At 63.1% G+C, this 12,548-nt stretch carries 8 protein-coding genes and 2 pseudogenes; 8 read left to right on the forward strand and 2 right to left on the reverse strand.

All coding sequences use genetic code 11. The features are described from left to right. Positions 1–8: 8 nt before the first annotated feature. Entirely contained in the window at positions 9–614 is a 606-nt protein-coding gene (locus BMOU_RS02070; protein ID WP_235143651.1) for a PTS sugar transporter subunit IIA, read from the reverse strand. A 211-nt stretch (positions 615–825) separates the two neighbouring features. Here BMOU_RS02070 and BMOU_RS02075 point away from each other — a divergent pair, with 211 nt between their 5' ends. From BMOU_RS02075 to araA, 8 genes and pseudogenes are all read left to right on the forward strand, one after another. Continuing rightward, positions 826–2,142: a homoserine dehydrogenase gene (locus BMOU_RS02075; protein WP_034874324.1), complete on the forward strand. Its 1,317-nt coding sequence runs from the start codon at positions 826–828 to the stop codon at positions 2,140–2,142. A gap of 140 nt (positions 2,143–2,282) precedes the next feature. After that, positions 2,283–3,287: a homoserine kinase gene (gene thrB / locus BMOU_RS02080; protein WP_034874326.1), complete on the forward strand. Its 1,005-nt coding sequence runs from the start codon at positions 2,283–2,285 to the stop codon at positions 3,285–3,287. After that, positions 3,284–3,584 (forward strand): annotated as a pseudogene (locus BMOU_RS11785) (Maf family protein); the annotation flags it as partial. The gene thrB and the pseudogene BMOU_RS11785, both read left to right, overlap by 4 nt. A gap of 92 nt (positions 3,585–3,676) precedes the next feature. Continuing rightward, positions 3,677–4,744: pseudogene (locus BMOU_RS02085) on the forward strand (Maf family protein); the annotation flags it as partial. A gap of 136 nt (positions 4,745–4,880) precedes the next feature. Next, positions 4,881–5,999 carry a LacI family DNA-binding transcriptional regulator gene (locus BMOU_RS02090; protein WP_034874331.1) on the forward strand — a complete coding sequence of 373 codons (1,119 nt, stop codon included), beginning with the start codon at positions 4,881–4,883 and terminating at the stop codon, positions 5,997–5,999. 245 nt (positions 6,000–6,244) lie between these two features. Then, positions 6,245–7,882, forward strand: coding sequence for a xylulokinase (locus BMOU_RS02095; RefSeq protein WP_034874333.1), 1,638 nt, complete (start codon positions 6,245–6,247; stop codon positions 7,880–7,882). A gap of 142 nt (positions 7,883–8,024) precedes the next feature. Next, positions 8,025–8,717 (forward strand): L-ribulose-5-phosphate 4-epimerase, encoded by a 693-nt coding sequence (locus tag BMOU_RS02100; RefSeq protein WP_034874336.1) that lies wholly within the window; start codon positions 8,025–8,027, stop codon positions 8,715–8,717. Between the two features lie 87 nt (positions 8,718–8,804). Next, on the forward strand, positions 8,805–10,322 hold the full coding sequence (araA, locus tag BMOU_RS02105; RefSeq protein ID WP_034874338.1) for an L-arabinose isomerase: 1,518 nt from the start codon (positions 8,805–8,807) through the stop codon (positions 10,320–10,322). 182 nt (positions 10,323–10,504) lie between these two features. On the opposite strand, the gene BMOU_RS02110 is transcribed toward araA, so the two are convergent. Next, positions 10,505–12,328 carry an AMP-dependent synthetase/ligase gene (locus BMOU_RS02110; protein WP_034874340.1) on the reverse strand — a complete coding sequence of 608 codons (1,824 nt, stop codon included), beginning with the start codon at positions 12,326–12,328 and terminating at the stop codon, positions 10,505–10,507. Between the last annotated feature and the right edge of the window lie 220 nt (positions 12,329–12,548).

Here is a 12,548-nt window from a genome sequence, read left to right on the forward strand (position 1 = left end):
GCGTGATCTCAGTGTGTGATCAGGGCGCCCACCGGACTGCCGGCAAGTACGGCGCCGTGGGCGGTGATGTCGATTGCGTCGACATTGTCGGCGTTCGTGAACACCACGATCACGTCGGTGAGCTTTCCGGCCGCATGCACGGCCGCTAGGTCGACTTGGTCGATCGGCTCGCCGGCGCTGATCCTCTGCCCGGGCTGCACCAGCAAGGTGAACGGTCCGCCTTCGAGCTGCACCGTGTCGATGCCGATGTGCACCAGCGCCTCGATGCCGCTCTCCGTTGTGATGCCCACCGCATGCTTAGCATTGGCGATGGTCGTGATGGTGCCGCTGACCGGCGCCACAATCAGGCCGTTGCTCGGCGTCACGGCGAAACCGTCGCCGAGCACCTTCGTGGAGAATACGTCGTCGGCCACTTCCTCCAACGATTTTGCGGCTCCGTCGGCGGGCGAGCAAAGTTCGATTCGCACCGGCAGCCGTTCCTCCTGCAGAGGCTCCGCGCAGGAATCGTCGGCGGGTGATGTGACAAGGGCGTCCTCGTCGGAATCCGAAACGGAGGCATCGGCCTTCTTGTGGAACAGAGAAGCGAAGAATCCTGCCATTGCATGCCCTTTCATGGACTTCGTTCGGTGGAAGCTCAACGTTGAAGCCGACACGAACGCATTCGTGGTTACCGTTTACTGAACATGGTACGTCACATGTAGGGACGTACGTGGCAGAATTACCGCAAATGGCGACTCCTTTCTTGGAATTCCACCGCTGCTCGTCATATCAGACCCGTACAATGAGCAACGTCATACCGATATTTCACATTCGAGGGAGGATGCCTTGGCACAGGAAGATGTTGCACCGATTCGCGTTGGATTGCTGGGTGCGGGTACCGTCGGCTCCCAGACCGCACGTCTGCTGGTGGAGCAGAAGGACGAGCTTGCGGCGCGCATCGGCCGGCCGATCGAACTGACCGGCGTCGCCTGCCTCGATCCCGCCGAAACCGATCCGTTCCCGTGGATCGACAAGTCCGTGGTCACCACCGACACCATGAGCGTGGCCACCAATTCCGATATCGTCATCGAGTTGATCGGCGGCACCGGCGTGGCTCGCAAGTTCGTTCTCGCCGCTATCGAATCCGGCGCATCCGTGGTCACCGCCAACAAGGCCCTGCTCGCCAAATACGGTCCGGAGATCTACGCGGCCGCCGAGGCCAAGGGCGTCGACATCTACTTCGAGGCCTCCGTGGGCGGTGCCATCCCGTTCCTCAGGCCCCTGCGCGAATCGTTGGTCGGCGACAGGGTGACGAGCATGCTCGGCATCGTCAACGGCACCACCAACTACATTCTCGACGAGATGACCACCAAGGGCCTCGATTTCGACGACGTGCTCAGGGACGCTCAGGCCAAGGGGTATGCCGAGGCCGATCCGACCGGCGACATCGAAGGCCATGACGCCGCCAACAAGGCCGCCATCATGGCCACCCTCGGCTTCCATACCAACGTGACCATCGACGACGTGTCCGTCGAGGGCATCACCAGGATCACCGCCGACGACATCGCCGCGGCCACCGCCGAAGACAAGGTCATCAAGCTGCTGGCCGTCGTGGAGAACACCGAGGCGGGCGTCTCCGCACGTGTGTATCCGGCGCTGATCTCCAACAGCCATCCGCTGGCATCCGTGCATGGCTCCTTCAATGCCGTGTTCGTCAAGGCCGAGGCCGCCGACGACCTTATGTTCTACGGCCGTGGCGCAGGCGGCGCCCCCACCGCCTCCGCGGTGGTCGGCGATGTGGTCACCGAGGCGCGTCATATCGCGCAGGGCTGCACCGGTCCGGTCATTCCTCTGTACAACGACCTGAAGAAGGCGCCGATCGAGGCTTCCAGGGCCGAGTTCGCCGTACGTTTCGTGATTCACGACAATCCGGGAGTGCTCGCCGCCATCGCGGCCAAGTTCGCCGAACATGGCGTGTCCATCAACGGTGTGAACCAGGATCTGAAGCCCACCCTCAAGGATCCGGGCTATGACGGCGAACTGCAGCAGCTGCGTCTGGTCACGCATATGACCGACGAGCTCACCCTGCGCGAAACCGTCGAAGACGTGTGCAAGCTTGACTGCGTGGTCGGCGAACCGTCGATTCTGCGCGTATTGAACTGATCGGATGGGCCCACGGTTGCAGGCAAGGCAAGCGTGGGCCCCGACTTTGATGATGATCGGCTGCCGTGATTTGACTGTTGTACCGGTTCGGGTATACGGTGCATGGTTTGTAATGAAGATGTGACGAAGGACGACGAGACATGACCCCAGTTACTCGCAAGGTGCGTGTAAGCGTTCCGGCCACCAGCGCCAACCTCGGCTCCGGCTTCGATACGGTCGGACTGGCCCTGGACTACCACGACGAACTTGAATTCACGCTGAGCGCCGACCCGGTGAACACCGCGGCGCAGGTGATGATCGAAGGCGAGGGCGCCAACACCCTGCCTCGCGACGAAACCCACCTGGTGGTCTCCACCTTCCGCCGCGCATGCCAGACCTTCGGCCTGGGCCGTGTCGGCTTCATCCTTCAGGCGAACAACCGCATTCCGCAGGCCCGTGGCATGGGATCCTCCGCCGAGGCCATCGTGGCGGGCATCGCCGCGGCGGCCGCCTTCGCGCAGGATGACGAACTCAATAGAGACGCCGTGTTCGAGCTGGCCGCAGCCATCGAGGGCCATCCCGACAATGTGGCGCCGGCCGTGTACGGAGGCCTGACCATGTCGTGGGATATGGAGACCGCGGAAGGCGTCGGCTCCGTGCCGATCCCGGGCGGCGATCCGCTGCACAACGGCTTCCACACCATCAACTACCGTGTGGCCGACGATCTGACCGCCGCGGTGTTCGTGCCGGATTACGAGCTGTCCACCGAGAAGGCCCGTCAGGCCCTGCCGAACAAAGTCGCTTTCAAGGATGCCGTGCACAATGTGTCTCGCGTGAGCCTGCTGCCGGCCGCCATGAATCCGGGCATGCTCGCCCTCGGCCAGAAGAAGAACGCCAATGCGCTGCTGTATGCCGCCACGCAGGATCGTCTGCACCAGCCGTACCGTGCGTCCCTGATGGAACCGTCCTGGGCCCTGATCGAGAAGATGCGCTCCTACGGGTTCGCCTCCACCGTTTCCGGTGCAGGCCCGTGCGTGCTGGTGCTGCATCATGGCGACGCCCGTGAGGAGCTCGAGCGGATCGCCGCTGAAGAGCTTGCCTCCGGCCATTGGCGTGTGCTGCATCTTGGCGTCGACACCAAGGGCGTGCAGGTGGAGCGCATATGAGCACTTCCGTTCCGCTGATTCTCGCTTCGAAATCCAAACCGCGTCGTGACGTGCTGTTCTCGGCGGGCATCTGCCCGACCATCCGCGTTTCGCATGTCGACGAGCCGGCCGCGCTGGAGCGTGCCGCCGCCGAAGCCGGGGTCGGCGTCGCTGACCTGTCGGTCGAACGGCGTGTGATGATCCTGGCCTCCGCCAAGGCCGAGGCCGTGCATGAGGCGTATCGTGACGTCGCTGCGACGGCGGCCGCCGCATCGGGCGAGAGAATCATCGGATATCCGTTGAAATCCCGTGAGATTGCGGGAGATACGGCAGTCGCCGGTTTCGAGACCGGCTCCGCTGCTGATTCCGTTACGTTGCGACCGGAGGCGGTCCAGGATTCCGACGATGTGCGGACCCGCGATTTTTCCGGTGTCGCCATTCCGACCGTCACCGAACCGATCACCGATGAGGTCGAGGGGCAGCCGGGACTCACCCGCGCCACCGTCGGACCTCTGATCCTCGGCTGCGATTCCATGTTCCTGCTTGACGGCGAATGCTACGGCAAGCCGCACAGCGAAGCCGTCGCCCGTGAACGGCTGCGTGCCATGCGAGGCGCCACCGGCGAACTATGGACCGGCCACTGCATGATCGACTTCGCCACCGGTCGCGTGGTCCGTGGCGCGAGCAAGGCCACATTGCACTTCTGCGAGTATACCGACCGTGACATCGAACGCTACATCGCCACCGGTGAGCCTCTGGAGGTCGCCGGATCCTTTACGCTGGAAGGTTTCGGCGGCGCGTTCATCGATTCCATCGAGGGCGATCCGCATGGCATCATCGGACTGAGCCTGCCGCTGGCGCGCCGACTGGCGGCCGAGCTGGGCGTGGAATGGACCGATCTGTGGAATGTGACGCGTGAGGACCGATACCCGAGTGTGGCTCATGATGCGAAAACCGGTGCGGCAAAGCCGTTGCCTCCCAAGGAGAACGTGCGACAGCCCGGCGACGGCTGGGTGGACTGTGCCTGCGGCCGTAAGCACTGGGGAATCAACGGCGCTTCCGGCGTATTGCTGGCCCGCCGCGATGAAACGACCGGCGAGGTGACGCATATCGTCATGCAGCATCGCGCGGTCTGGAGCGCGGAAGGCGGCACGTGGGGCATTCCTGGCGGCGCCACTGCCGACGGCGAGAGTCCGATCGAAGGCGCGTTGCGCGAATCCTATGAGGAGGCCAACATCACTCCGGAAGACATCGAAGTGGTCGGCTCCTACCGTGAGGACCACGGTCCATGGGCGTACACCACCGTCTTCGCCTTCGAAAAGCCCGGCCATCACGTGCATCCGGCCGCGAACGACGATGAAAGCATGGAGATCGAGTGGGTACCGATCGATGAGGTGCCCAAGCGCAGGCTCCTGACCGCCATGCGTGCCGACTGGCCGAATTTCGCGGCTCGGCTTGCCCGTCTGGCGGCTGAATGAGCGTAGCCGTCCCAGCGGCGACCGACACATGCGGATACTGCGGCAAACAGGCGGAGAGAACGCCTGTTAGCGCTAACTGAAGTTGCGTGTAGAATGGTCGGAGGCAACGACGGTCGTGTGTGGAGGGCGATGAGGCATGGCAATCAAACGGAAAACGGCGAATAAGCGTCCTTCCATGTTCGAAGTCGCCAAGCTCGCCGGGGTGAGCCACCAGACGGTGTCGCGCGTCATCAACCATTCGCCCGACGTGTCGGATGCCACGCGCGAGAAAGTGCAGAAAGCCATTGACGAGCTTGGCTACCGCCCGAGCAATTCCGCGCGCGCCCTGGCCTCGCATCGTTCGCGCACCATCGGCCTGATCGCCGGCGGGCAACGCTTCTATGGCCCGATCTCCGCGATTTCCGCCATCGAATCCATGGCCCGAGCCCATGGGCTGTTCATGTCGGTGAGCATGGTGCACGAGGCGTTGTGCACGCAAAGCGAATTCGACGGTCTGTGCCGCACCTTCGACGAGCAGAACGTGGATGCGTTCATCTTCCTGACGCCGACCGACGTGATGTTCTCCGCCGCATGCCGTGCGCAGATCTCACAGCCGCGTGTGATCGTCACCTCCACTCATGGTAGCGTAAGCGTGCAGGAGGGTCTGCGCCTGATGCCTGCCGCCGACCGCCGCCGCGTTTCCGTGGTGGGTGTGGACCAGTGGGGTGCCATGGCGGACGTGATGCATATGGTGAGCGAATATGGTCACCGTTCCGTGCTGTATTTCGCCGGCCCGAAGGAATGGCGCGATGCGACGACCCGACTGGTCGCATGGAATAAGCTGTGCGGGGCGAACTCGGTCAGCTCCGTGACCGTGCAGTGCGAATCGTGGGACGCCGCCGAGGCGTACGGCAAGATGAATCATGTGCTTGACAACATCGGACGCACCGGTGGCGAGCTGCCGACGTGCGTGGTATGCGCGAACGATAGCCAGGCCGTGGGCGTGGCCCGCGCGCTGCATGAGCATGGCGTGCGCATTCCGCAGGATGTCAGCGTCGTCGGCTTCGACGACATGCCCGCGATGGATAACATGTTCCCGCCGTTGACCACGATTCACCCGGATTTCGAGCGTCTTGGCACCGCCGCCATGCGTGAGGCGTTGTATCTGCTGGGGGAGGGCGACGAGAACTCGTTCTCCGCATCGCAGCATGGTGTGGGCCTTATTCCGGCCAAGGTCATGAACCGTAGTTCCCTTGGCCCCGTGCGTCACCGCTGAGTTCCGCCTCGCTTCATCGATTTCCTGCCTGTGGGTGTCCGATTCCGGCGAATCGGACGGATGCAGGCCGTTCGAAGCGGTCCGAGTGTCCGATTTTCCGGAATCGGTCGCCTTGTGGGAACGGCATGACACGGCGGACTTGTGTGGTCCCTGGTTTCTGTTTAGAATAGTGAGCGTTAACAGTGAGCGCTAACATTCAATCGACAACGAAGTGCGAGGCGCTTGAAACTAAGGAGATTGTCACTATGGCGCAAGAGCAGAAGCTTGACGACCGGGTCGCCTTGACTGCCGAAAAGATTCGCGCAGGCAAAACAAGCCTGGGCATCGAATTCGGCTCCACCCGCATCAAGGCCGTGCTCATCGACGACACGTATGCCACCATCGCGGCTGGCGACTACGGCTGGGCCAGTCATCTGGAAAACGGCCTGTGGAGCTACACTCAGGAGGAGATCTGGACGGGTCTGCGGACCGCGTATGCCAGACTCGCCGCCGATGTGGAATCGGCATACGGCGAAAAACTCACGCATGTCGGGCGCATCGGCTTCTCCGCCATGATGCACGGCTACCTCGCCTTCGATGAGCATGGCGAGCTGCTCGTGCCGTTCCGCACATGGCAGAACACCAACACCTCCGAAGCGCATGGCAAGCTTTCCGAACTGTTCCAATACAACATTCCGGAACGCTGGTCCATCGCACACCTCTACCAATGCGTGCTGAACGGCGAGGAGCATATCGGCAAAGTGCGTTTCATCACCACCCTCGCCGGTTACGTGCATTGGAAGCTCACCGGCAACAAAGTGCTCGGTGTGGGCGACGCCTCCGGCATGTTCCCGATTGACCCGGCCACCCACGCCTACGAAACCGCATTCATCGAACGGTTCAATGCGCTGCCGGAGGTCGCGGCGCAGCCATGGAACCTCGCCGACCTGCTGCCCGAGCCGCTTGTGGCCGGCACCCCGGCGGGCGAACTCACCGAAGAGGGTGCCAGGCTTCTCGACCCGACCGGCACCCTGCAGCCGGGCATCACCTTCGCGCCGCCGGAGGGCGACGCCGGCACCGGCATGGTCGCCACGAACTCCGTACGTGTACGTACCGGCAACGTTTCCGCAGGCACCTCGATTTTCGCCATGGTCGTGCTTGAACATAAGCTTGCCCGCCTGCACCCGGAAGTCGACCTCGTCACCACTCCGGCCGGTGACCTGGCCGGCATGAGCCATGCCAACAACTTCACCTCCGACCTGAATGCCTGGGTCGGACTGTTCGGCCAGTTCGCGGACGCCATCGGCCAGCCGGTCGATGCAGGGACCCTGTACGGAACGCTGTTCCGCGCCGCAATCGAGGACGACGTCGACTCCAACTGCGGAGGCCTGATCAACTACCCGTTCCGCTCCGGCGAATTCCTCGCCGGCCTTCCGGAAGGCCGTCCGCTGTTCGTCCGCGGTCCGGAAGCCGCCATGAGCCTGGGTAACTTCATGCGCGCCCAACTGTTCAGCGCCTTCTCGCCGGTCAAGATCGGTATGGACGTCATGACCAAGGACGAGGGCGTGGCCGTCGATTCGCTCGTCGGCCATGGTGGCATCTTCACCACGCCGAAGGTCGCGCAGAAAATCCTCGCGGCCGCGTTCGACACTCCGATCAAGGTGATGTCCACCGCGGCGGAAGGCGGAGCATGGGGCATGGCGGTCCTTGCCGACTACCTGTTCCACGCCGACCAGCCGCTCGACGAATTCCTCGACTCCCGCGTCTTCGCCGATGCCGAATCCACCACGGAAGCGCCGGATGCCGCCGACGTGGCCGGCTTCGAGGAGTTCTTCGACCGCTTCCGCAAAGGGCTGCCGATCGAGCATGCCGCAATCGCGAACATCCCTCTGGAAACCAAATAAAGGAACGCCCTCCGCATTGCGGAACGCCCGACGCACCTTCCGCACGACTTCGTGTCCCGCGCCTTGGAGCCGCACGCATCATGGGGTTCCGAACAAACGTCATCGCCAATCACATCAAGACCCGACGAAAGGAAAAACAACAATGGCAACTTTGGCTGATTATGGTCCCGAGGTCCGTGCCGAGGTCAGGCAGGTGCGCGAAATCGTCGCAACCCTGCACGAGCAGCTGATCAAGTGGAATCTGGTCGTATGGACGGCCGGCAACGTGTCCCAGCGTCTGCGCACCGCCGACCTGATGGTCATCAAGCCGTCCGGCCTGCGCTACGAGTACCTGACCCCGTCGAGCATGGTCGTGTGCGATCTGGACGGCAACGTGGTCGACGGCTCCGAGGCGCCGAGCTCCGACACCGCCTCCCATGCCTACATCTACCGCCACATGCCCGACGTGTACGGCGTGGTGCACACCCACTCCACCTACGCGACCGCCTGGGCGGCCACCGGCCAGAACATCCCGTGCGGCCTGACCATGATGGGTGACGAGTTCGGTGGGCCGGTACCGGTCGGACCGTTCCGCCTCATCGGATCCGAGGCCATTGGCGAGGGCGTGGTGGAGACCCTGAAGAAGTATCCGAAGTCCCCGGCCGTGCTCATGCAGAACCATGGCCCATTCACCATCGGCAAGGATGCGGAAGGCGCCGTCAAGGCCGCCGCCATGACCGAGGAGGTGGCGCACACCATGTGGGCCGCCAGGCAGCTGGGCGACATCATCCCGATTCCGCAGGAGGACATCGACAAGCTGAACGACCGCTACCAGAACGTTTACGGGCAGCACTGACAACGTTCCTTCGCCAGAGATGGCAACGCAACATAATCGACAAAGCACAATCAACGATCGCAACAACAACGAAGTAAAGGAAACAACATGACAATGGAAAACCCGTTCGAAGGCAAGGAAGTCTGGTTCGGCGTCGGCTCGCAGGACCTCTACGGCGAGGAGGCGCTGCGCCAGGTCGCCGAGCAATCCGCCGAAATCGTCGACGCGCTCAACGCCACCGGCAGGATTCCGGTCAAGCTCGTGCTGAAGCCCACCCTGAAATCCTCCGACGGCGTCAAGGCCTTCATGGTCGAAGCCTCCGCCAACCCGAACGTCATCGGCGTAATCACCTGGTGCCACACCTTCTCGCCGGCCAAGATGTGGATCCGCGGCCTCGAAGTGCTCACCAAGCCGCTGCTGCAACTCAACACCCAGCATCATTTCGAGATTCCGTGGGAAACCATTGACATGGACTTCATGAACCTGAACCAGGCCGCCCACGGCGACCGCGAGTTCGGCTACATCCTGACCCGTCTGGGCATCAATCGCAAGATCGTCGTCGGTCACTACACCGACCCGGAAGTCGCCGAGCGGATCGCCACCTGGACCCGCGCCTGCGCCGGCTGGGACGCTTCCAACAACATGAAGGTCATGCGCTGGGGCGACAACATGCGTAACGTGGCCGTCACCGAAGGCGACAAGACCGAGGCCGAGCGCGTGTTCGGTGCCTCCATCAACACCTGGGCCGTCAACGAACTGTGCGCAGCCTACGACGCCGTCAAGGACGACCAGGTCAAGGGGATCATCGAAGACTACAAAGCCAAGTACGACATCGATCCGGAACTGCTCGACGCCAGGTACGACTCCCTGTTCATCGCAGCCAAGGAAGAGGCCGCCATGATCAACATGATGCGAGCCAACGGCTGCACCGCCGGCGTCGACAACTTCGAAGACCTCGGCTCCCTGCCGCAGTTGCCGGGCGTCGGCCCGCAGCGCTTCCCCTCCGAGTACGGCTTCGGCTTCTCCGCCGAAGGCGACTGGAAGACCGCCGTGCTCGTACGCATCGGCGCCGTGATGGGCCATGGCCTCGACGGCGGCGCGTCCCTCATGGAGGACTACTCCTACAACTTCGTGCCGGGCCGTGAGAAGATCATGGGCTCCCACATGCTCGAAGCCTCCCCGTCCATCGGCACCATCGCCAGGCCGAAGCTGGAGATCCATCCGCTCGGCATCGGCGGCAAGGCCGATCCGGTGCGCCTGGTCTTCACCGGCGCCCCGAAGAAGGATGCCGTGGTCGTGTCCATGTCGGATGTGCGCGAACGCTTCCGTCTGACCATGAACGTAGTCGATATCGTCGAGCCGGACGGCTCCCTCAAGGAACTGCCGTGCGCCCGTGCCCTGTGGGTGCCGCGCCCGAACCTGAAGACCTCCGCCGAGTGCTGGCTGCGTTCCGGCGCCTCACACCACACCTGCATGACCACCTCCGTCGGCCGTGAGGCCTGGGAGGACTTCGCCCGCATCGCCGGCGTCGAGCTCGCCACCATCGACGAGAACACCACCGCCCGCGATTTCGAGCGCGATCTCGAGATCAGCGAGATGTACCACCGTCTCAACAACCGTCACTGAGGCGATGTGCCGTAAGCGTCGGCGGTCCGGGGAAGCGCCCAAACCGCCGACGCTGGGACACGGTGAGCGTCGGCAGATTGGGTGGTATCCAATCTACCGACGCTCAGACATACTTAGACGTCGGTAGATTGAGCGGATTCCCCATCCACCGACGCCTACTGCGTGTGCGGCCTGTGAACGCCTCAGCGCTTGCCGGTATACAGTTGCTGGTCGATCACGTCGGAGAAGACGCGGTTCACCGCCGGACGCACCACTTTCAGCGACGGCGTCAGGCACTTGTTGCCCTGCGTGAACTGCGTGTCCAAGACCACGAACTTGCGAACGGACTCGGCGCGCGAGACCGTCGCATTCGCCTTATCCACATACTGCTGAATCTCATCGTGCACGGCGGCGGTGGTGGCCACGCGATCCAGCGGCGTGTCCGCCGACAGGCCGACGGTCGGCAGCCAAGCCGCCAATCCTTCCGGATCCAACGTAACCAATGCGCCGATGAACGGGCGATTGTCGCCGACGACCACCGCATGCTCCACAATCGGGCACTTCGCAATCTCCTGCTCCATCGGAATGGGGGAGACATTCTTGCCGCCGGCCGTAATGATGATGTCCTTCTTGCGGCCGGTGATTGTAATGCGCCCTTCATCGTCGATCGAGGCAAGGTCTCCGGTGCATAGCCATCCGTCCTCGGTGAACACTTCGGCCGTCCTGTCGGGCAGATTGTGGTAGCCCAGAAAGACGTTCGGGCCCTTCACCTGCAACTCGCCATCCGTGGAAATGCGCACGGACGAACCCGGTGCCGGCTGGCCGACGGTGCCGATCACATTGTCGGTGACGCGGGTCGCGGCGAACGGTGCCGCGGTCTCCGTCATGCCGTAGCCCTGAATCATCGGCAGACCGATGCCGGCGAAGAAATGCGCCAGCGATGCGTCCAGCGGAGCGCCGCCGCAAGCGACATAACGGATCTTCGGGCCAAGCGCGCCGCGCACGGTGCGATATACGGAAGCCTCATACGACAGATGCTGCGCGGTCTGCTTCATGGTCGGCTTCTCGCCGGCCTGTTCCATGCGCGACCAATCGCGCGCGGCCTCGGCGGCTTTGAAGAACAGGCGTCCCTTCCAGCCGGTGCCGGCCTTGCGGGAGGCGGCGTTGTAGACCTTTTCGAACACGCGCGGCACGCCCAGCAGATAGGTCGGTTCGAAGGAGCGTACGTCCGGAAGCAGCGTCTTGGTGTCCGGCAGATAGCCGACGACGCCGTCATCGGAGGCAATCGAACAATACTGGATGAAACGTGCGAAACAGTGCGCCAACGGCAGGAACAGCAGCAGACGCGGATGATCATCAGTGATCATCTCGTGCAGGGCCATGCTTGCGGCACGCGTGATCGCAACGAAATTGCGATGCGAGAGCTCCGCGCCCTTCGGGGCTCCGGTGGAGCCGGACGTGTATACGATGGTCGCCAGATCGTCGGCCTTCACCATGCTCACACGTGCGGAAAGCTCCTCGTCGGACACGGCCACGCCCATGCCTTCCAATGCGCCCATGGCGTTGGCGTCGAGCATGAGAATGTGCTCCAGTGAAGGGCAGTGGTCGATTACGGAATCGAGGCGGTCGAATCGCTCATGATTGTCCGCGATGGCCAGCTTCACCCCGGAATCGTTGAGAATGCGTTCGGCCTGGGCGGCGGAATCGGTGTCGTAGATCGGCACGCTGACGGCGCCGATGGCGGCCAGTGCGAAATCGAGCACGCCCCACTCGTAGCGGGTGGCGGAGAAGATGGTCACCGCGTCGCCCCGCTCGATGCCGAAAGTGATCAGGCCCTTCGCGGCCGCGACGACGGCCCGGTGGAAATCGCCGGTGGTTACGTTCGCCCACCGGCCCGGCCCGGTTTTGCGGGCGGCGATCACCGTGTCCTCGCCGGTGCGTGCAATGCGTTCCGTGAGCAGGGAGTAAATGGATTCGTCGTCGCGCACCTCAACGGATGTGCCTGGGGTCGTGTACTCGGTGAGCATGAAGTGTTCTCTTTTCTCGCGGAAGTCGGCCGCGTGACGGTGCGGTGTTGCCGCGTGATCCTCTGCGCAAGGGGGTATGCACCCTTGAGACGCCTTGCATATCATAGGTTACGGTAGCGTAGGTCTGCATTGTGAGAAACGACAAGAAAACTTCGACCCGCTTTGTATGAACTGACAAACGGAACGGAACCGTCAAATGGGAATGCCGGGATCCGTACGA

It is taken from the genome of Bifidobacterium moukalabense DSM 27321, assembly GCF_000522505.1.
GTDB classification, from domain to species: domain Bacteria; phylum Actinomycetota; class Actinomycetes; order Actinomycetales; family Bifidobacteriaceae; genus Bifidobacterium; species Bifidobacterium moukalabense.

Coding starts and splice junctions, on each gene's coding strand:
- BMOU_RS02070 (WP_235143651.1), bottom strand. CDS start 614: ATGAAAGGGCATGCAATGGCAGGATTCTTCGCTTCTCTGTTCCACAAG.
- BMOU_RS02090 (WP_034874331.1), top strand. CDS start 4,881: ATGGCAATCAAACGGAAAACGGCGAATAAGCGTCCTTCCATGTTCGAA.
- BMOU_RS02095 (WP_034874333.1), top strand. CDS start 6,245: ATGGCGCAAGAGCAGAAGCTTGACGACCGGGTCGCCTTGACTGCCGAA.
- BMOU_RS02110 (WP_034874340.1), bottom strand. CDS start 12,328: ATGCTCACCGAGTACACGACCCCAGGCACATCCGTTGAGGTGCGCGAC.
- araA (WP_034874338.1), top strand. CDS start 8,805: ATGACAATGGAAAACCCGTTCGAAGGCAAGGAAGTCTGGTTCGGCGTC.
- thrB (WP_034874326.1), top strand. CDS start 2,283: ATGACCCCAGTTACTCGCAAGGTGCGTGTAAGCGTTCCGGCCACCAGC.
- BMOU_RS02100 (WP_034874336.1), top strand. CDS start 8,025: ATGGCAACTTTGGCTGATTATGGTCCCGAGGTCCGTGCCGAGGTCAGG.